The organism is Nocardioides sp. Arc9.136, assembly GCF_030506255.1.
GTDB lineage: Bacteria > Actinomycetota > Actinomycetes > Propionibacteriales > Nocardioidaceae > Nocardioides.
Genome location: NZ_CP113431.1, coordinates 1993450 through 2013526, shown reverse-complemented (window position 1 = coordinate 2013526; position 20077 = coordinate 1993450). Strand labels below are relative to the sequence as shown.

Genomic DNA, 20077 nt, shown 5'->3' with positions numbered 1-20077 from the left:
CGGATCCTGGGGTGGGCACGCCGTTTGGGTCGACGGCGGAACGGGTTCTGCACCGCTCCGACGACGCCGCCGAGCCGGGCTCAGCCGTGGGTCCACGCCCGGCTGAACCCGTCGAGGTACTGCCGCACGGTCTCCCGCTCGCTCACGACCAGGCTGACGCCGTCCCCGGCGAGGGCGCCGTCGGACCAGGCGGGCCCACCGACCCATGCCTTCTGCACGCCCTTCCGCTTGCCGTAGCGGCCGTCGACCACCAGCAGGTTGCCGCCGACCTTGGCGTCGCGGGTCTGGACCCCGCCGCGCTCCAGCGTGCGGCGGATGCCGCGCAGGACGTGGGGGCCGAGCACCGCTGCGACGTCGCAGCCGCGCTGACGCAGCGTGACCAGCCGCTCCGCGATCCGCTTGCCCCGGGCTCCTGCCCAGGACCGGACCGCGGCCCGGACGTTGGTGCGGCCGTCGCTGGTCCGCAGGCCGGCGGCGTTCTTGCAGCCGACGGCGGCCAGGCCCCGGAGCACCGGGTCGCGGCGGGCCACGTCGGGGACCGGGTAGAGCTGGGCGGTGTAGGAGCCCCAGGTGAGCACCCGGGTCCTGGTGGCGTCGGTGGTGTCGGCGGCGAGCCGACCGAAGATCGTGCCGTAGCCGGCGTACAGCGCGGGGTCGGAGGAGAGGTACGCGCTCGACCACCGGTTGCGGGCCGCCTGCACCGGCGCGCCCGCGCCGACCACCGTCAGGTCGGTGGTGCCGCCGGCTCGGCTGACGAGCAGCACGGCGAGGTCGGTGCGACCGGTCCCGCCGAGGCAGCTGCCGGAGCACCGCGCCACCCACGAGCCGGCCGAACGGTCGGTGCCGACGGCGGCCGCGAGCGCCCGCTCCTCGGCGGTCGACGACCCGGCACCCAGGACGACCTGCACGGCGACGCCCTCGGCGGCTGCGTCGACGAGGGCACCCGCGAGCGTCGGGTCGTCCAGGCGGGGGGTCGCCAGCCGGACGAGCGCGCCCGGCTCGGCGTCCATGACGGCGCGGGCCTGCCGGTCACCGATCCGCTTGCGGTCCTCGCCGGTGCCGCCGACCGGCCGGTTGTGCAGCGCCCCGGTCGCGAACAGGTCGTTGGTGCGGTAGGTGACGACCACGGCGTCGTGGTCGGAGTTGAACCCGCCGACGACGCGTGCGCTGGTCCGGCTGAAGCCGCTGCCCTTGCGCAGCGTCATCGCGTAGTCCAGCAGCGAGCCCGGACCGCGGGACCCGGTCAGCGGCATGTCGAAGCTGACCACCCCGCCGAGCGCGTCGGTCGGCAGCCCGGCGTTGCGCCGTCGCCTGTCGGCCAGGTAGTTGACGTTCAGGTCCCCGCCGGCGAAGACGTGTTCGGTGGTGCCGGCGAGCCGCCGGATCTCCTGGCGCAGCATCCCCAGGTGCTTGCGCAGCCGCGGGATCCGCTTCATGTTCGACAGCTGCGCGTCGCGCGAGGCCTGCGCGATCGTGTGGGTGTTGACGAAGCCGAACACCTTGCCGGTGGCGACCTCGCGCAGCCGCACGCTGTTGATGAACCGCGCCGGCGTCACGCCGTTCTGCGCGCCGTGGGTCATCACCGAGCGGCCCTCGATGAGCCGGAACCGCTGGCGGTTCCAGATGATCGGGATGGCGACGCCCGCACCGTTGGGCATGTACCAGCCCCAGTCCCTGGCCTGCAGGAGCGCGACGAGGTTCTGCCGGTCCTCGGCCTCGGAGAACTCCTGGAGGCCACCGGCGTCGCCGAGGGTGAGCGCCCTGCGGACGTCGGCCATCGCCTTCTCCGGTCGCAGGCAGTGGCAGACGTTCAGCGTGAAGCCGGTGTACGACGGGCTCGGCAGCGCCGCTGCTGCGGGCGCGAGCGCCGGGGCGACCGGCCCGCCGGGCGCGGCCGGCGGTCCCGCGAGGGTGAGGGCCAGCCCCAGGACGAGGGCGGCCGTGAGCCCGGTCGCCAGGGCGCGGCGGACCAGCTGGACGGCCGCGGTGGGGGCTGGCACGGAACTCCTCCGGGACGGGTGCACGGGACGGCGCCGTGGACAGGCGCAGGTGGCATCACACCAGTCACACCAGCCCCACGCAACGCGTCTGGAACAACTACAGATCTGTAATTCCCGGCGCGCCCGCGAAGCCGCCCGCCTCGACGACGGGTCGGCCGTCAGTTGTACGTCGCGCGCACCGTGTCGGTCGTCGGCACCGACTGGCAGGCCAGCCGGATGCCGTCGGCGAGGTCCTCGTCGTCGAGCACGTCGTTGTGGAGCATGTCCACGTCGCCCTCGAGGAGCCGGACCGCACAGGCCGAGCACTCCCCCTCGCGGCAGGAGTACGGCGCCTTGACGCCCTTCGCCTCGAGGTGGTCGAGCATCTTGGTGCCCGGCGCCCAGTCGTCGAAGGAGTGCGTCTCCCCGTCGAGCTCGACCTCGAGCCGGACCGGCCCCGACGGGCCGCCGCCGTGGCTGGCGGGCTCCAGCGCGGCGTCGTCCTCGTCGTGCTCCGCGGCGTCGATCTCCTGCTCGGCCACCTCGACATCGTGCAGGTCGCCGAACGGGTTGCCGCCGAGGGAGACGAACTTCTCCTGGTGGCGGCGCTCGCGCGGGAACTCGAGCTCCTTGAGGGCGGCCACCGTCATCTTCATGAAGGGCGTCGGACCGCACACGAACGCGTCGTACGTCGGGTAGCCGGCGGCGAACGCCTTGACCTGCTCGTGGGTGGGCAGCCCCTGGACCGACTCCAGCCAGTGGACGACGACGAGCCGCTCGGGGTGCGCGGCGGCCAGGCGGGCCAGCTCGCCGGCGAAGATCACCGAGGACTCGTCGCGGTTGGCGTAGAACAGGACGATCCGGCCGGTCCCCTGCTCCAACGCCGTGCGGGTGATCGACATGACCGGCGTGATGCCGCTCCCGCCCGCGAACAGCAGCAGGTCCGCGCTGAGCGAGGCCGGGGTGAAGATGCCGCTCGGCGGGAGCACCCGCAGGCTGTCGCCGGGCGCGAGGTTGTCGCACATCCAGTTCGAGGCGTACCCGCCATCGGTCCGCTTGACCGTGATCGTCAGCGGGCCGCCGCCGACCGGGCTGCTGCACAGCGAGTAGCACCGCGCCGCCACGCCCGTCTGGTCGCTCGGCACGGCGACGGTGAGGAACTGCCCCGGCTTGTAGGCGAAGTGCTCCTCGGCGCCGGCAGGCACCTCGAAGCTGATGGAACGGGCGTCGGGCGTCTCCTCGACGACGTCGAGGATCTTCAGCTCGAAGGAGTCGGTGTCCACGGGGTCTCTCTGGTCGGGGGGGGTGATGGGGCCGGGCCGCCTCAGTATCCGTCCTCGGCACCGATCGGGACCTGTCCCTCCCGGACAGCGGTCTCGATGCTCGCGAGCATCCGCGGGCAGCCGACGTGGCTCTCGCGGACGCCGTCGCGCCGGGTCAGCTCCGGGCAGTGCGCCCGCGCCTCGGTCGTCCACTGGATCGAGGTGTGGTGCTCGCTGTTCTTCTTGACCCCGACCTGCGCGAGGCAGTCCAGGCAGGCGACCTGGGTCAGCCGGGCGGAGGTGTAGAGCCGCTGGTCCTCGACGGTCTCGGGACTCAGCGGGACGAACGACGGCACGCTCAGGTCCCCGTCATGACCTGGGGCTTGCCCTCGGCCTCCGGGTCGGCCACACCGTCCGCCGGCGCGGAGTCCTCGGCCGCCTTCCTCGCGAGGTTCTCCGCGACCTCGGCCTGCCAGAACTCGTTGGCCTTGGTGGTGTCGACCTCGAACTCGAAGCGGTCGACCATCTCCGGGGCGATGTCGGCGACGTCGACGTAGAACTGCTCGTACCAGCGACGCAGCTGGTAGACCGGGCCGTCCTCCTCGCACAGGAGCGGGTTCTGCACCGGCACCTTGTTCTTCCAGATGTGCACGTCCTGGAGGAAGCCCTCGCCGAACATCGTGGCGTACTTCTTCGCGATGTACTGCGCGGTCGCCTCGTCGAGGCCCTCGGGCTTCTTGACGGCGATGCCGTACTGCAGGGTGAACGAGTCCGGCCCCGTGGGCAGGTGGCAGTTGACCAGGACGACCTCGGTGACGAAGCCCTTGTAGTCGACCTCGAGCCAGTTGACCATGTACGACGGGCCGAAGTAGGTCGCCTCGGACTTCAGGAACATCTCGGCGTCGCCGTACCCGCCGCTCACGTCGGGGCGACCCTTGGAGCCCATGTACTGCGTGGCGCGGGTGCCCTCGAAGACGTTGCGGAAGCTCGTCGGGAAGGACAGGTGCACGTAGTAGAAGTGCGCCATGTCCACGACGTTGTCGATCAGCTCGCGGCAGTTCGAGCCCTCGATCGGCACGACCTCCCAGAACCAGTCGGTCCACTCGTCGGTGCCGATCCCCGGCAGCTCGGGAGGGAGGACGTCCAGGTCGGGGGCCGAGCCCTCGACGTCGTGCCACACCAGCACCTGGCCGTTCCGGATGACCACGGGGTACTTCTGGGTGCGGGCGCGCAGCGGGACGCGGCGGGCGTAGGGGATCTGCTTGCACTTCCCGTCGCCGCCCCAGCGCCAGTCGTGGAAGGGACAGGCGACCTCGTCGCCCTTGACGCTGCCCTGGGTCAGGTCCCCGCCCATGTGGCGGCAGTAGCCGTCGAGGACGTTGGTGCCGCCCTGGCTGTCCTGCCACACGACCAGCTTGGTGCCGAACGCCTCGATGCCGTGCGGCCGGCCGTCGGCGAAGGCCGACTCCAGGCCGAGGCAGTGCCAGCCGCGCGCGAAGCGCTCCGGCGGCTTGCCCTGGTCCAGGTAGCGGGTGCTGGATCCGGTGTCGCTCATCGCGTGCCTCCCGATCGTTCGATGGCCGAACCGCGTGCCGGTGGACCAAAACGAGAACAGGTTATAGTTTTCTGCTCGGTGTTTCCACCATCCCGCACCGCCCGGTACCACTCGGCAGGAGTTCCGCATGCACCTGGCACTGACGGATGCGGAGCTGCGGCTCCGCGAGGAGCTGCACGAGTACTTCTCGGAGGTGGTCACCCCCGAGGTCCGGGCCGGCTTGGCTGCCTCCGCCGGCGAGGTCGGCGAGGCGGGCGTCTACAAGGACGTCATCCGCCGGCTGGGCAGGGACGGGTGGCTGGGGATCGGCTGGCCCGAGGAGTACGGCGGCCAGGCCCGCTCGATGGTGGAGCAGCTGATCTTCACCGACGTCGCGGCCGACCACGGGGTGCCCATCCCCTACCTGACGCTCAACACGGTCGGGCCGACGATCATGCGGTACGGCACGCCCGAGCAGAAGGACCACTTCCTGCCCCGGATCCTCGCCGGCGACCTGCACTTCTCGATCGGCTACTCCGAGCCCGGGTCCGGCACCGACCTGGCGTCCCTGCGCACGCGGGCGGTCCGCGAGGGCGACGAGTGGGTGGTCAACGGGCAGAAGATGTGGACCTCGCTCATCCAGTACGCCGACTGGGTCTGGCTGGCCTGCCGCACCGATCCCGACCTGCCGCGCCACAAGGGCCTGTCGATGATCCTCGTCCCCACCGACGCACCCGGCTTCTCGTGGACGCCCGTCCACACCGTCGCCGGCGTCGGCACCAGTGCGACGTACTACGAGGACGTGCGCGTCCCGGTCGGGAACCTGGTCGGCGAGCTCAACGGCGGCTGGGCGCTGATGACCAACCAGCTCAACCACGAGCGCGTCGCCCTCACCTCCTCCGCGCCGCTGACCCAGTCGCTGCGGCTGGTGCGCGCCTGGGCGCAGGAGACCAAGAACGCCGCCGGCGACCGGGTGATCGACACCGAGTGGGTGCAGATCGCGCTGGGCCGCGCCCACGCCCGGATCACGATGCTGACCCAGCTGAACTGGAAGCTCGCCTCCGACGCCGACCACGGCGTGGACCTCTCCCCCGCCGAGGCGTCGGCGACCAAGATCTACGGCTCGGAGCTGGCGACCGAGGTCTACCGCTCCCTGATGGAGGTCGTCGGCCCGAACGCCGCGCTCCCCGCCTCCACCGACGGGGCCGTGCTCGCCGGACGCCTGGAGCGGATGTACCGGTCCTCGCTCGTCATGACCTTCGGCGGCGGCACCAACGAGATCCAGCGCGACATCATCGGCTACGTGGGCCTCGGGCTGCCCGCGGCGAAGAGGTAGGCAGACCCATGGACTTCTCCTTCACCCCCGAGCAGGACGAGGCCGCCGAGCTGGCCGCGCGCATCCTCGCCGACCGCGCGACGCCCGAGCGGATGCGCGCGGTCGAGCAGGCCGGCGACCGCTTCGACCGCGAGCTGTGGCGCGACCTCGGCGACGCCGGCCTGCTCGGCCTCGCGCTCCCCGAGGCGCACGGCGGGGCCGGCCTCGGGCTCGTCGAGCTCTGCCGTGTCCTGGTCGAGGTGGGCCGCACGGTCGCCCCGGTGCCGCTGGCCTTCCACGGGCCGGCCGCCCTCCTGCTCGCCGAGCACGGCTCGACCGAGCAGCAGGCGTCCTGGCTGCCGGGGGCCGCGTCGGGCTCCGCCGTCCTCACCGCCGCCGTCGCGGAGGACCGCTCCTTCGCACCCGAGCGGCCCACCACCGTGGCCGCGGGCGACGCCGCCGGCGGGTGGCGGCTGACCGGGGCCAAGGCCGTCGTCCCGGCCGGCGCGTACGCCGACCTGCTGCTCGTCCCGGCCGACACCCCCGAGGGGGTCGGCGTCTTCCTGGTCCGCCCCGACGACAGCGGCGTCACCCTCACCCCGCAGGACTTCACCGACGGCGACCGCGTCGCCCGGCTCGAGCTGGACGGGGCCGCGCTCGGTGCGGACCGCCTCGTGGGGCCCGCCGACGGTTCGGTGGACCGCCGGCTGCGGCAGCTGCTGGTGCTCGCCGCCGCCGCCGAGCAGCTCGGCGTCACCGAGGGCGCGCTCGCGCTGACCGCGGCGTACGCGGGGACGCGGGAGCAGTTCGGGCGACCGATCGGCACCTTCCAGGCCGTCTCCCAGCGGCTGGCCGACGGCTACATCGACGTCCTCGGCCAGCGGCTGACGCTGTGGCACGCCGCCTGGCGGCTCGCCGAGGGCCTGCCCGCGGAGAGCGAGGTGGCGGTGGCGAAGCTCTGGGCCGCCGACGCGGGCCACCGGCTGGCCCACACCACGATCCACGTCCACGGCGGTGTCGGCATCGACCTCGACGGCGAGGCGCACCGGTACTTCACCACCGCCAAGCGGTTCGAGTTCCTCCACGGCGGGGCCACCGAGCAGGCCCTGCTCATCGGCCGGCACCTCGCGGCCGAGCCGGCCTGACCTGCCTGGACCACGCCGCCCCGTCCGATCGGTCACACCTGGTCGATCACCCGGCGCGCCTGCTTGACGCTGCTCTAGCGTCGGGCGCATGTCCCCCCGGCTGCCGCTGCTGCCTGCCCTCGTGGTGGCGTTCCTGCTCCTCCTGGGACCGGCCACCTCCGCCGGCTCCCTCGCTGCTCCTCTCCCGGCCTCCCCGGCGGCGGTCGGCACCGGCTCGGACAACCCGCTCGCGGGTGGCACGTGGGGCGTCTACCGCGGCGGCGCGGAGATGGCCTGGGCGCCGTACGAGCGGGCGACCGGTCGCCAGCGCGAGCTGCTGGGGCAGATCGCGAACGCCCCGAAGGCGAAGTGGTTCGGCGACTGGATCCCCGACCGCGACATCGCCGCGCGGGTCGGGGAGTACGTCGCCAACGCCCAGGGCGGCGACCCGGACGCGCTCGTCCAGCTGACGGTCTTCCGGATGGTGCCCTGGGAGCACGAGGCGTGCACCCGGCTGCCCACGAAGTCCGAGAAGGCGTCGTACAAGCGATGGGTCCGCAGCTTCGCCGGCGCGCTCGGCGACACGCGGGCCGCGGTGGTCCTGCAGCCCGACGGGCCGTTCGCGCTCTGCGCGCCGCGGGGGTCGACCCAGCTCTCCCGGCTGGTGGCCTACGCCGCGCGGGCGCTGGCGGCGCTCCCCCGCACCTCGGTCTACATCGAGGTCGGCTCGGCCGGGTGGAACCACCTCGACCCGCAGCTGGCGGTGACCCAGCTGGTCCGCGCCGGTGTCCGTCACGTGCGCGGCTTCCACCTCAACACGACCCACTACGAGACGACCGCGCGCCAGGTCCGCTTCGGCGCCCGGGTGGTCGAGGCGCTGGCCGCCCGCGGCATCGCCGGCAGGCACTTCACCGTCGACACCGCGCAGAACGGGCGCGGCTTCACCTTCGAGTACAACCGCCGGCACCACGGCGGCCGGTTCGACAACGCCCCGACCTGCACCACCCGGAAGCAGCGGCGCTGCGTCACGCTCGGCATCCCGCCGACCTGGCAGGTCGCCGACGAGCGCTGGGGCATGCCCGACGACGTGCGCCGCCTGGCGGCCGCGCACGTCGACGGCTACCTGTGGGCCGGGCGGCCCTGGCTGGACCGCCAGGCCAAGCCGTTCGACCTGCGGCGGGCGCTCGCTGTCGCCCGGACCACGCCGTACCGCTAGACGCTGAGGCCGTCGAGCCGCTTGACCGTCTCGTCGAACTCCGCGACCAGGTCCGCGACCACGTCGGCGACCGGGCGGACCTCGTTCATCCGGCCGACGATCTGGCCGACCGGCATGGAGATCACGTCGGGGTCGTTGGACGCCACGATCCGGTTGTGCGCCTCGGAGACCAGCAGGTTCTGCAGCGGCATCGGCAGCGGCTGGGGTGCGTCCTCCTCGGCCCACGCCTCGACCCACTTGGTCTTCAGCAGGCGCGCGGGCTTGCCGGTGTAGACCCGGGTGCGGACGGTGTCGCTCGAGGTCGCGCGGGTGAACGCGGTCTCCCAGGCGGAGTGGTTGGCGGAGAGGTTGCGGTACTCCTCGGTGCCGAGCCAGATCGAGCCCGTCCAGACGCCCTGCGCACCGAGCGCCAGCGAGGCCGCGACCTGCCGACCGGACCCGATGCCGCCGGCGCCCAGCACCGGGACGTCCGGGCCGACCGCGTCGACGATGTCGGGGGTCAGCACCATGCTGGCCACCTCGCCGGTGTGGCCACCGGCCTCGTAGCCCTGCGCGATGATGATGTCGACGCCGTTGGCGACGTGGCTGAGCGCGTGCTTGGCCGCACCGGCCAGCGCGGCCACCTTGACGCCGTGCTCGTGGCAGGTGTCGATGACGTCCGTCGGCGGCGAGCCGAGGGCGTTGGCGATGAGCACCGGACGGTGCTGGAGCGCCACGTCGAGGTGGCTGCGCGCGACCGAGTGCAGCCAGCCGAGGACGCCGTCGCGGCCCTCGCCCTCGGGGAGCGGCGGCACGCCGAGCCTCTGCAGCGTGCGGTCGACGAAGGAGATGTGCTCCTCGGGGATCATCGCCTTGAGGTCGATCGAGGTGCCCTCGGTCGGGATCTTCATCGGCATGACGATGTCCACGCCGTACGGCTTGCCGTCCGTGTTGTCGTCGAGCCAGCTGAGCGTCTCCTCGAGCTCCTCGGTCTCGTTGAACCGCACGCAGCCGAGGACGCCCAGCCCGCCGGCGCGCGACACCGCGGCCGCGACGTGCTCGGAGGGGGTGAAGGCGAAGATCGGGTACTCGATGCCGAAGGCGTCGCAGAGGGGGGTACGCATCTGGTGCTCAGGCTCCCGTGGGTGCGGTGGACTGGTCGGCGGGCCGGCCGGTGACGGCCAGCGCCATCTCCTTGGCCTTGGGGTACTGCGCCTTGCCCGTGGCGTTGCGGGGCACGCGGTCGACGAGGGTGAGGGCGCGGGGCAGCTTGTAGCCCGAGAGGTGGGCGCGCAGGTAGCTGCGCAGGTCCTCGAGCTCGAGGGTGTGGCCCTCGCGCAGCTCGACCACGGCGGCGACCGCCTGGCCGAACTTCTCGTCGGGCACGCCGACCACGAGCACGTCGTACACCGCGGGGTGGCCCTTGATGGCCATCTCGACCTCCTCGGGGTAGACCTTCTCGCCACCCGTGTTGACGCAGTTCGAGCCGCGCCCGAGCAGCGTGACCTTGCCGCCCTCCTCGATCCGGGCGTTGTCCCCCGGGACCGAGTAGCGCTCGCCGTCGATGGTCAGGAAGGTCGCGGCCGACTTGACCTCGTCCTTGTAGTAGCCCACCGGCACGTGGCCGCCCCGGCCGAGCCGGCCGACCCGGCCGACGTCGGTGGCCACGTCGAGCAGGCGGTTGTCCTCGTCGATGACGACGCTGGCCGGTCCGAGCGCGACGACGGGGCCGTCGGCGCTGATGTTGTCCTTCTCCTGCATGCCCATGCCCTGGAAGCCGGTCTCGGAGGCCCCGATGGAATCGGTGAAGACGGCGTTCGGGAAGGCGTCCATCCACCGCTTCTTCACCGGCGGGCTGAAGATCGCCGCGCTGCTGGAGATCGCGAACAGGCTGGACCCGTCGAAGTCCCCGGCCTCGTAGGCCTCGATCAGCGGGCGCGCCATCGCGTCGCCGGTCATGAAGATCAGCTGGACCTTCTCGCGGTCGATGATCTCCCAGGTCCGGACGGGGTCGAACTTCGGCTCGAGGATCGTGAGGTGCCCGGCGAAGAGGTGCATGAGGAGACCGGCCTGGGCGCCGCCGTGCATGAGCGGGCTCAGTGGGAAGGTGACCATCCGCGGGTCGGTGGCCTGCTTGGACTGGTCGTGCTCGTCGAGCCGGTCACCGGTGTAGAAGTCGATCCCGCCGCCGAGGACCCGCCAGAAGTCCTCGTGGCGCCACATGACGCCCTTCGGGAAGCCGGTCGTGCCGCCGGTGTAGATGATGTGCAGGTCATCGGCGCTGCGCTCGCCGAAGTCGCGCTCGGCGGACTGGCCGGCCAGCGCGTCGTCCCACAGGACGCCGCCGTACGACGACACGTCGCTGGTGTCGTCGGGCTCGATGGCGTCCGGCATCACCACGGCCACCCGGAGCTTCTCGTGGCGGGGGAAGCACGCGGCGACGAGGTCCGCGTAGGGCCGCTCGTGGACCAGCGCGACCACGTCGGCGTTGTCGAAGAGGTAGTTCAGCTCTCCCTCGACGTACCGGTAGTTGACGTTGATGTTGACCGCGCGGATCTTGGTCACCGCCAGCACCGCCACGACGTGCTCGATGCTGTTCTTGGCGTAGATCCCGACGTGGTCGCCGGGGCCCACTCCCTGCGCCTGCAGGTAGTGCGCGAGCTTGTTCGACTCGGCCTCGAGGTCGGCGTAGGTGGCGACCCGATCACCCACCTTGACGGCGAGGTTGTCGGGCGCGGCGTCGACCGCGTGCTCGAAGAGGTCAGCGATGTTGTGAGCCACGCCGCGACACTAGAACACGTTCTCGTTCTTGGCTAGCATCCCCGCATGACCAGCACGGACGCCTCCCAGGCCCCCTCCGACAGCCCCTCCGACGCGCCCTCCGAGCCGCACTGCCTCGTCGAGCAGGAGGGCCACAAGCTGGTCGTCACGATGAACCGGCCGGAGTCGCGCAACGCGCTCTCCGGCGAGATGCTCGCGATCATGGAGGAGGCCTGGGACCGGGTGAACTCCGACCCCGAGATCCGGGTCTGCATCCTCACCGGCGCGGGCGGATACTTCTGCGCCGGGGCCGACCTGAAGTCGATGTCGAAGCGGCCCCCGTCGGAGTCCTTCGAGTCCGGCGAGTACGACCCGACCGTCATCAAGGGCCTGCTCAAGGGCTTCCGGCTGACCAAGCCGCTCATCGCCGCGGTCGAGGGCCCCGCCATCGCCGGCGGCACCGAGATCCTGCAGGGCACCGACATCCGGGTGGCCGGCGAGTCCGCGAAGTTCGGCATCTCCGAGGCGCGCTGGAGCCTCTACCCGATGGGCGGCTCGGCCGTCCGCCTGGTCCGCCAGATCCCTTACACCGTCGCGGCCGACCTGCTGCTGACGGGCCGCCACGTGAAGGCGGCCGAGGCGAAGGAGATCGGCCTGATCGGGCACGTCGTCCCCGACGGCCAGGCCCTCGCCAAGGCCCACGAGATCGCCGACCTCATCGCCGCCAACGGCCCGGTCGCCGTCCAGGCCATCCTCCGCACGATGCGCGAGTCCGAGGGCAAGCACGAGGACGAGGCCTGGAAGGACGACGCCCGCGTGGGTGCCGCCGTCTTCGCCTCGAACGACGCCAAGGAGGGCCCGCGCGCCTTCGCCGAGAAGCGCGCCCCGCGCTTCACCGCCTCCTGAAGCGGTCGGCGCTGGCGCGCCTCCCTGCTCGACCAACAGAGCCCGCCCGCTGGTCGCGCAGGCGAGCCCTGGCGAGCCGTCGTCGAGACCCGGTGACCGTCCCCACCTCCGTGGGCACCTCACCCCACCGCTGGTCGAGCAGGCGAGCCCTGGCGAGCCGTCGTCGAGACCGCGCGACCGTCCCCAGCGCCGCAGGCACCTCACCGCACCGCTGGTCGAGCAGGCGAGCCCTGGCGAGCCGTCGTCGAGACCCGGTGACCGCCCCCAGCGCCGTGGGCACCTCACCGGGTCTCGACGACGCTCGGCGCCGGGGCGCCTCCCTGCTCGACCAGCAGAGCCGCCCGCTGGTTGAGCAGGCGAGCACTGGCGAGCCGTCGTCGAGACCCGGTGACCGCCCCCAGCGCCATGGGCACTTCACCGGGTCTCGACGACGCTCGGCGCTGGCGCGTGCGGCGTACTGCTGGTCGAGCAGGCGAGCCCTGGCGAGCCGTCGTCGAGACCCGGTGACCGTCCCCAGCGCCGTGGGCACCCCACCGGGTCTCGACGACGCTCGGCGCTGGCGCGCCTCCCTGCTCGACCAACAGCGCCGTAGGCACCCCACCGGGTCTCGACGACGCTCGGCGCTGGCGCGCCTCCCTGCTCGACCAGCAGAGCCGCCCGCTGGTCGAGCAGGCGAGCCCTGGCGAGCCGTCGTCGAGGCCCCGCGACCGTCCCCAGCGCCGCAGGCACCTCACCAGGTCTCGACGACGCTCGGCGCTAGCGCGCCTCCCTGCTCGACCAGCGGGTGCCCTGCGCTGGCGAGCCGTCGTCGAGGCCCCGCGACCGTCCCGACCGCCCTGGGCACTTCACCGGGTCTCGACGACGCTCGGCGCTGGCGCGTGCGGCGTACTGCTGGTCGAGCAGGCGAGCCCTGGCGAGCCGTCGTCGAGACCCGGTGACCGTCCCCAGCGCCGTGGGCACCCCACCGGGTCTCGACGACGCTCGGCGCTGGCGCGCCTCCCTGCTCGACCAGCAGAGCCGTGGGCCACCTCACCGGGTCTCGACGACGCTCGGCGCTGGCGCGCCTCCCTGCTCGACCAGCAGCACGTCCGCGCTGGCGCGCCTCCCTGCTCGACCAGCAGCACGCGGCGGAGAGGTTCCCCACAGGGCCGAGCGACGTTGTCCGGTGGTGACCCGGGTACCGCTCGGGCATGACCAGTGACACCGAGGCCACGACCGACGACCTGCACAACACCATCCGCGAGCTCTGGCAGCGTGCCCAGGGCGGCGGGGCGACCAGCGACGACCTCGCGCCGCCGTCGGGCTTCGGGCAGTCGGTGACCGCGATCCCCGACACCGACATCGCCGAGGCCACCGGGCTCGGGCTCGACCCCGTGCGCGAGTACCTCGACAACGCCGACGGCACCCTGTTCGTCGTCGGCCGCAGCGGCGACACCCGGACCGTCCAGGGCCTGCTCTGAGGGCTCGCGGGTCCTGACGGCTACGCGCCGTCGACCAGCGCCTGCACCGCCGCGCCGTACCAGCGGGCCACCCGCTCGGGCGGCGCGGCGGTGACGACGGGGTCCTCGAGGATCGCCAGGGCCTCGAGCAGCCCGCCCACCTGCGCGGCCACCAGCCGCGACCGCAGCTCGACGTCCTCGCCCTCGAGCCGCCCGGCGATCGGGGCGGCGAGCGTCGTCTCCATCGCCTCCAGCAGCCGGGTCCGGACCTGGTCGCTGTCGGTCGCGCGGATCATCGCCCGGTACGTCGTCCGGAACACGCGTCCGAGCCGGTCGTCGAGCACGAGCGTGACCAGTCGCTCCCCCAGTCGCTCCGGCGGGCCGTCCAGCGCCTGCTCGAAGGCGCCCTCGACGTCGATCGTCTCGAGGAACAGCTGCTCCTTGGAACCGAAGTGCCGCATCACCAGCGCGGCGTCGACGCCCGCCTCCGCGGCCACCGAGCGCACCGAGGTCGCGGCGTACCCGCCGGCCTGGAACTGCCGGCGTGCGGCCTCCGCGATCGCCGTCCGTGTGCTGCGCCCGGTCACCCGGGCAGGCTAGTGGCTGCGCGGGCGCACCGGCCGCTCACCCGACGGCGCGGTCCCCGGTCCAGTACTGCGCGCGCAGCGCCTTCTTGTCCGGCTTGCCCAGGGCGGTCAGCGGAAGCGCGTCGGCCACGACGACCTGCTTGGGCGACTGCACCGACCCCTTGCGCTCCTTGACCATCTCCTGGATCTCCGCGGTCATCCGGGCCACCGACTCCTCGTCGCGGGCCGCGTCCTCCCGCAGGACGACGATGGCGGTGACCGCCTCGCCGAACTTCTCGTGCGGCGTGCCGATCACCCCGACCTGCGCGACCGCGGGGTGCTCGGCGACGACGTCCTCGACCTCCCGCGGAAAGACGTTGAAGCCGCCGGTGACGATCATGTCCTTGGTGCGGTCCACGATGTACCAGAAGCCGTCCTCGTCCTCGCGCGCCACGTCCCCGGTGTGCATCCAACCGTCGCGGAACGTCTCGGCCGTAGCCTCGGGGAGCTTCCAGTAGCCGCCGGCGAGGAGCGGACCGGCCACGCAGATCTCGCCGGGCTCGCCGGTCGGCACGGGCCGCCCGTCCTCGCCGAGCAGCGCGGTCCGCAGGAACGCCGAGGGGCGGCCGCAGGAGGCGAGGCGTCGGTCGTCGGCGGAGACGTGGTCCTGCTTGCCGAGGTAGCTGATCACCATCGGCGCCTCGGACTGGCCGTAGTACTGGGCGAAGATCGGCCCGAAGCGGTCGATCGCCTCGCGCAGGCGGACCGGGTTGATCGCCGAGGCGCCGTAGTAGACGGTCTCGAGCGAGGAGAGGTCCCGGGTCCTCGAATCGGGGTGGTCCATCAGCGCGTAGAGCATCGAGGGCACCAGCATGGTCGCGGTGATCCGCTGCTCCTCGATCGTGCGCAGCACCTCGGCGGGGTCGAACTTCGCCAGCACGTAGAGGCAGCCGCCCTTGAGCACGGTCGGCACGAAGAACGCCGCGCCGGCGTGGGAGAGCGGCGTGCACATGAGGAAGCGCGGGGACTCGGGCCACTCCCACTCCGACATCTGGACCTGGGTCATCGTGTTCATCTGCCGCGACGTGCCGATGACGCCCTTGGGCTTGCCGGTCGTCCCACCGGTGTAGGTGATCGACACGACGTGGTCGTGCGGCAGCAGCGCGGCCTCGAGCGGCTGCGGCTCGAACTCGGCCGCCTTCGCGGTCAGGTCCGCGCCCACGGACGCGAGCGGCTCGGGCACGGGGCCGATGGTGAGCACGGTGTCCAGTCCCGGGCACCGCTCGAGCAGGCCGAGCGCGCGCTCGACGAACATCGGGTTCGGGTCGATGACCAGCGTGGTGATCTCGGCGTCGTTGATGACGTAGGCGTGGTCCTCCAGCGAGCCCAGCGGGTGCAGCGACGTGCGCCGGTAGCCCTGGGTCTGGCCGGCACCGAGGATGAACAGCACCTCGGGCCGGTTCAGCGCGAGCAGGGCCCCGGCCGTGCCGCGCCCGGCACCCAGCGCCTCGAACGCCTGGACGTACTGGCTGATCCGCTCGGCCACCTCGCCGCCGGTCAGCGTGACGTCGCCGAGGTGCATCACGGGCTTCGTGCGGTGCTTCCTGAGGGCGGCGACCATGAGGTGGCCGTTGTGGGTGCCGAGCCGCAGGAGCTCCTGGGTCGGCTCCTGGGTCTCGGCGGGCTCGACCAGCGCGGGGGTGCTCATGCGAGCACCTCGGCGACGCGGCGGACCTCGTCCGCGGATCGGCAGCTGAGCAGCAAGGTGGTCACTCCGGTCTCCTCCCACTGGGCGACGCGCTCGCGCACCTCGCCGGCGGTTCCGATGATGTGCATGTCGTCGACCAGCTCGTCGGGGACCAGCGCCGCCGCCATCTCCTTCTCGCCGGTCAGGTAGAGCTCCTGGACCTGCTCCGCCAGCTCGGCGTGGCCCATCCGCTCGAAGACCTGCTTGTGGAAGTTCTGGTCCTTGGCCCCCATGCCGCCCATGTAGAGCGCGACGAACGGCTTCATCGCGTCGATCAAGGCCTGCTTGCCGGCGGCGTCCTCGACGATCTCGAGGTGGCAGGTGGCGGCGATCTCGAAGTCGGCCCGGGTACGCCGGGCGCCCGGGCGCGCGAAGCCCTCGTCGAGCCACGGCTGGTACATCCCGGCGGACCGGGGCGTGTAGAAGATCGGGATCCAGCCGTCGGCGATCTCGGCGGTCTGCGCGACGTTCCTCGGCCCCTCGGCGCCGAGCCAGATCGGGACGTCGGCGCGCAGCGGGTGGACGATGGGCTTGAGCGGCTTGCCGAGACCGGTCGCGCCCGGGCCGGCGTACGGCAGCGGGTGGTGCGGACCGTCGTTGGTCACGGGCGCCTCGCGAGCGAGGACCTGGCGGATGATGTCGACGACCTCGCGGGTGCGGGCCAGCGGCTTGGCGAAGGGCTCGCCGTACCACCCCTCCACGACCTGCGGACCGCTCACACCCATGCCGAGGACGACGCGGCCGCCGCTGAGGTGGTCGAGCGTGAGCGCGTGCATCGCGATCGAGGTCGGTGTCCGGCCGGACATCTGGACGATGGAGGTGCCGAGCCGCAGGCGCGTCGTCGTGCGCCCCCACCAGGCGAGCGGGGTGAATGCGTCGGAGCCCCACGCCTCGGCGGTGAACACCGCGTCGAAGCCGGCCTCCTCGGCGGCCGCGACGAGCTCGGCGACACCAGTCGGGGGCTGCGCGCCCCAGTAGCCGAGCTGCAGTCCGAGTTTCATGGCCGTCACCCTGGCAGACCCTTGCCGCGATTTCTAGAACGTGTTTCACTTCCCGACCATGTCCCGAACCTTGTCCGCACCGGTCACGGTCGCCTTCGACTACACGCGGTCCACCGGACCGGTCCTCGGTCAGTTCCTCACCGGCCTGCGCGAGGGCCGCGTCGTGGGTGGCCGGACCTCCGAGGGCCGCGTCGTCGTCCCCCCGCCCGAGTACGACCCGGTCACCCACCGGCAGCTCGACGACTTCGTCGAGGTCGCCGACACCGGCACGGTCACCTCGTGGAGCTGGGTCCCCGAGCCGGTGGCCGGCCAGCCGCTCGACCGCCCCTTCGCCTTCGCGCTGGTGACCCTCGACGGCGCCGACGCGCCGCTGGTGCACGCGCTCGACGTCGGCTCCCCCGCCGAGGTCCGCACGGGCATGCGCGTGCGGGTCCGCTGGGCCGAGGAGCGGGTCGGCGCGATCACCGACATCTCCTGCTTCGAGCCGGCCGAGGACGCAGCGACCGGCTCCGCGACCGAGCTCGGCGACCTGGGCGAGCCCGTCACGGGGGTCGTCACCCCCGTCGAGCTGGACTACCAGTACGCCGCGTCGCCGGAGGAGTCGTCCTTCTACCGCGCCATCGCCGAGGGCCGGATCATCGGCCAGCGGTGCCCCACCTGCGGCAAGGTGTACGTGCCGCCGCGCAGCGCGTGCCCGGCCGACGGCACACCGACCACCGACGAGGTGGAGCTCTCCCAGACCGGGACGGTGACGACGTTCTGCATCGTCAACGTGCCGTTCCTGGGCCAGCGGATCAAGCCGCCGTACGTCTCGGCGTACGTGCTGCTCGACGGTGCCGACATCGCCTTCCTGCACCTGATCCTCGACCTCCCGGCCGAGGAGGTCCGGATGGGCATGCGGGTCGAGGCGGTCTGGAAGCCCCGCGAGGAGTGGGGCACCACGATCGAGAACATCAGCCACTTCCGTCCCACCGGCGAGCCGGACGCGGACTACGACACCTACAAGCACCACCTCTGAGGCGGGAGAGACGATGAGAGACGTCGCCGTCGTCGGGTTCGCCCAGCGGCAGATGGAGGAGTTCGACGGGTCGCCCACGTGCGTGGAGCTGCTCGTCCCGCTCTTCGCGGAGTGCTACGAGCAGACCGGGTGGACCCGGCGCGACATCGGCTTCTGGTGCTCGGGGTCCTCCGACTACCTGGCCGGCCGGTCCTTCTCGTTCGTCCAGGCGGTCGACGCGATCGGCGTCATCCCGCCGGTCAACGAGTCGCACGTCGAGATGGACGCGGCCTGGGCGCTGTACGAGGCGTGGCTGAAGATCCAGACCGGGGAGGTCGACACCGCCCTGGTCTACGGGTTCGGCAAGAGCTCGGCGGGCGTGCTGCGCCGGACCCTCGCGCTGCAGCTCGACCCCTACACGATGACGCCGCTGTGGCCCGACACCGTGTCGCTCGCCGGCCTCCAGGCCCGCGCCGGCATCGACGCCGGGCTCTGGGACGAGCGGGCGATGGCCGAGGTGGCCAACCGCTCGCTGACCGACGCGGAGAAGAACGAGTACGCCGTGCGCAAGGGCGGCTCGTCGGTCGAGGAGCTCCTGGCCCGGCCGATGTACGCCGACCCGCTGCGCAAGCACGACTGCGCGCCGGTCACCGACGGCGCGGCCGCGATGGTCCTCGCCGCCGGCGACCGGGCCCGCGAGGTGCGCGACCGGCCGGCGTGGATCAGCGGCTTCAGCCACTACGTGGACGCGATCAGCATGGGCACCCGCGACCTCACCCGCTCCCCCTCGGCCGAGCGCGCCGGCCGGGCCGCGGGCGTCGACGGCGTGGAGGTGGCCGAGCTGCACGCGCCGTTCAGCCACCAGGAGCTCGTGCTGCGCCGGGAGCTCGGCCTGGCCGAGGACGTGGCGGTCAACCCGTCGGGCGGTGCGCTGGCCGGCAACCCCATGTTCACCGGCGGCCTGATCCGCCTCGGCGAGGCCGCGCGCAAGGTGTGGGACGGCGAGGCAGGCAAGGTGCTCGGCCACGCCACCAGCGGCCCCGCGCTCCAGCAGAACATCGTGTGCACCATGGAGGGCAGGAACTGATGGCCAAGCAGCCAGCCGCGATCGTCGGCGTCGGCCAGACCCACCACCGCGCGAAGCGTGAGGACGTCTCGATGGCCGGCCTCTGCCGGGAGGCCATCGACCGGGCCCTCGCCGACGCCGACATCTCCCTCGACGACATCGACGCGATCGTCGTCGGCAAGGCGCCGGACCTGTTCGAGGGCGTGATGATGCCCGAGCTGTTCCTCGCCGAGTCGCTCGGCGCGGCCGGGAAGCCCCTGCTGCGGGTGCACACCGCCGGCTCGGTGGGCGGCTCGACCGCCATCGTCGCCGCCTCGCTGGTCCAGGCGGGCGTGCACAAGCGGGTCCTGACCGTCGCCTACGAGAAGCAGTCGGAGTCCAACGCGATGTGGGCGCTCTCGGTGCCCGTGCCGTTCAACATGCCGGTGCACGCCGGCGCCGGCGGGTACTTCGCCCCGCACGTGCGCTCCTACATCCGCCGCTCCGGCGCGCCGACCCACGTCGGCGCCATCGTCGCGGCCAAGGACCGGCAGAACGCGCTGCGCAACCCCTACGCCCACCTGCGCAACCCCGACACCACCGTCGAGTCGGTGCTGGCCTCGCAGGTGCTGTGGGACCCGATCCGGTACGACGAGACCTGCCCCTCCTCCGACGGCGCCTGCGCGATGGTGATCGTCGACGAGGACACCGCGGCCGCGTCGCCGAACCCGGCCTGGATCCACGGCACGGTGATGCGCTCGGAGGCGACCACGGCCGCCGAGCGCGACCAGGTCAACCCGCAGGCGGGGCGCGACGCCGCGGCGTACCTCTGGCAGCAGGCGGGGATCACCGACCCGCTCCGAGAGATCGACGCGGCGGAGATCTACGTGCCGTTCTCGTGGTTCGAGCCGATGTGGCTGGAGAACCTCGGCTTCGCCGCGGAGGGCGAGGGCTGGCGGCTGACCGAGTCCGGCGGCACCGCGATGGACGGCGTCCTGCCGGTCAACTGCTCCGGCGGCGTCCTCTCCTCCAACCCGATCGGCGCCTCGGGGATGCTCCGGTTCGGCGAGGCCGCCCTGCAGGTGCGCGGAGCGGCCGGGGAGCACCAGGTCGACGGCGCCCGCAGGGCGCTGGGCCACGCGTACGGCGGCGGGTCCCAGTTCTTCGCGATGTGGGTCGTCGGCGCGGACAAGCCGGGCAACTAGCC

At 72.5% G+C, this 20077-nt stretch carries 17 protein-coding genes; 8 read left to right on the top strand and 9 right to left on the bottom strand.

The window, feature by feature from the left end:
• Positions 1-80: 80 nt before the first annotated feature.
• The 4 genes from OSR43_RS09790 to OSR43_RS09775 all read right to left on the bottom strand — a co-directional run bounded on the left by OSR43_RS09790 (position 81) and on the right by OSR43_RS09775 (position 4796).
• Complete coding sequence (locus OSR43_RS09790; protein WP_302271191.1) at positions 81-2000, bottom strand: hypothetical protein; 1920 nt, start codon at positions 1998-2000, stop codon at positions 81-83.
• A gap of 158 nt (positions 2001-2158) precedes the next feature.
• Positions 2159-3262 carry a ferredoxin--NADP reductase gene (locus tag OSR43_RS09785; protein WP_302271189.1) on the bottom strand — a complete coding sequence of 368 codons (1104 nt, stop codon included), beginning with the start codon at positions 3260-3262 and terminating at the stop codon, positions 2159-2161.
• 41 nt (positions 3263-3303) lie between these two features.
• Positions 3304-3597 carry a hypothetical protein gene (locus OSR43_RS09780; RefSeq protein WP_302271188.1) on the bottom strand — a complete coding sequence of 98 codons (294 nt, stop codon included), beginning with the start codon at positions 3595-3597 and terminating at the stop codon, positions 3304-3306.
• 2 nt (positions 3598-3599) lie between these two features.
• Positions 3600-4796: a Rieske 2Fe-2S domain-containing protein gene (locus tag OSR43_RS09775; RefSeq protein ID WP_302271185.1), complete on the bottom strand. Its 1197-nt coding sequence runs from the start codon at positions 4794-4796 to the stop codon at positions 3600-3602.
• Between the two features lie 127 nt (positions 4797-4923).
• On the opposite strand from OSR43_RS09775, the gene OSR43_RS09770 reads away from it, so the two are divergent.
• The 3 genes from OSR43_RS09770 to OSR43_RS09760 all read left to right on the top strand — a co-directional run bounded on the left by OSR43_RS09770 (position 4924) and on the right by OSR43_RS09760 (position 8430).
• Positions 4924-6111 (top strand): acyl-CoA dehydrogenase family protein, encoded by a 1188-nt coding sequence (locus OSR43_RS09770; protein ID WP_302271184.1) that lies wholly within the window; start codon positions 4924-4926, stop codon positions 6109-6111.
• A gap of 8 nt (positions 6112-6119) precedes the next feature.
• Entirely contained in the window at positions 6120-7235 is a 1116-nt protein-coding gene (locus OSR43_RS09765; RefSeq protein WP_302271182.1) for an acyl-CoA dehydrogenase family protein, read from the top strand.
• 88 nt (positions 7236-7323) lie between these two features.
• Entirely contained in the window at positions 7324-8430 is a 1107-nt protein-coding gene (locus OSR43_RS09760) for a glycoside hydrolase family 6 protein (protein ID WP_302271179.1), read from the top strand.
• Here the strand turns inward: OSR43_RS09760 and OSR43_RS09755 are convergent.
• Entirely contained in the window at positions 8427-9533 is a 1107-nt protein-coding gene (locus OSR43_RS09755; RefSeq protein ID WP_302271178.1) for a nitronate monooxygenase family protein, read from the bottom strand. The two genes, OSR43_RS09760 and OSR43_RS09755, sit on opposite strands and share 4 nt — an antisense overlap.
• Positions 9534-9540: 7 nt before the next feature.
• A complete protein-coding gene (locus tag OSR43_RS09750) occupies positions 9541-11190 on the bottom strand; it encodes an acyl-CoA synthetase (RefSeq protein ID WP_302271177.1) in 1650 nt (549 codons plus the stop codon).
• 45 nt (positions 11191-11235) lie between these two features.
• On the opposite strand from OSR43_RS09750, the gene OSR43_RS09745 reads away from it, so the two are divergent.
• Together OSR43_RS09745 and OSR43_RS09740 are read left to right on the top strand one after the other, a co-directional pair.
• On the top strand, positions 11236-12075 hold the full coding sequence (locus OSR43_RS09745; RefSeq protein WP_302271175.1) for a crotonase/enoyl-CoA hydratase family protein: 840 nt from the start codon (positions 11236-11238) through the stop codon (positions 12073-12075).
• Between the two features lie 1190 nt (positions 12076-13265).
• Positions 13266-13535: a hypothetical protein gene (locus tag OSR43_RS09740; protein WP_302271174.1), complete on the top strand. Its 270-nt coding sequence runs from the start codon at positions 13266-13268 to the stop codon at positions 13533-13535.
• A 20-nt stretch (positions 13536-13555) separates the two neighbouring features.
• Here OSR43_RS09740 and OSR43_RS09735 read toward each other — a convergent pair whose 3' ends face one another.
• The 3 genes from OSR43_RS09735 to OSR43_RS09725 are packed head-to-tail and all read right to left on the bottom strand — an operon-like array spanning position 13556 to position 16828.
• Positions 13556-14101 (bottom strand): TetR family transcriptional regulator, encoded by a 546-nt coding sequence (locus OSR43_RS09735; protein WP_302271173.1) that lies wholly within the window; start codon positions 14099-14101, stop codon positions 13556-13558.
• A 37-nt stretch (positions 14102-14138) separates the two neighbouring features.
• Positions 14139-15788, bottom strand: coding sequence for a fatty-acid--CoA ligase FadD8 (fadD8, locus tag OSR43_RS09730; protein WP_302271172.1), 1650 nt, complete (start codon positions 15786-15788; stop codon positions 14139-14141).
• A complete protein-coding gene (locus OSR43_RS09725) occupies positions 15785-16828 on the bottom strand; it encodes an LLM class F420-dependent oxidoreductase (protein ID WP_302271171.1) in 1044 nt (347 codons plus the stop codon). The genes fadD8 and OSR43_RS09725 overlap by 4 nt, the downstream gene beginning before the upstream one ends.
• Positions 16829-16886: 58 nt before the next feature.
• Here OSR43_RS09725 and OSR43_RS09720 point away from each other — a divergent pair, with 58 nt between their 5' ends.
• From OSR43_RS09720 to OSR43_RS09710, 3 genes are read left to right on the top strand one after another with little or no spacing between them, the layout of a single operon-like run.
• A complete protein-coding gene (locus OSR43_RS09720; protein WP_302271169.1) occupies positions 16887-17846 on the top strand; it encodes a Zn-ribbon domain-containing OB-fold protein in 960 nt (319 codons plus the stop codon).
• Between the two features lie 13 nt (positions 17847-17859).
• Positions 17860-18912 carry a thiolase domain-containing protein gene (locus tag OSR43_RS09715; protein WP_302271167.1) on the top strand — a complete coding sequence of 351 codons (1053 nt, stop codon included), beginning with the start codon at positions 17860-17862 and terminating at the stop codon, positions 18910-18912.
• Positions 18912-20075 carry a thiolase domain-containing protein gene (locus OSR43_RS09710; protein ID WP_302271166.1) on the top strand — a complete coding sequence of 388 codons (1164 nt, stop codon included), beginning with the start codon at positions 18912-18914 and terminating at the stop codon, positions 20073-20075. Before OSR43_RS09715 ends, OSR43_RS09710 begins: the two co-directional genes overlap by 1 nt.
• Positions 20076-20077 lie beyond the last annotated feature (2 nt).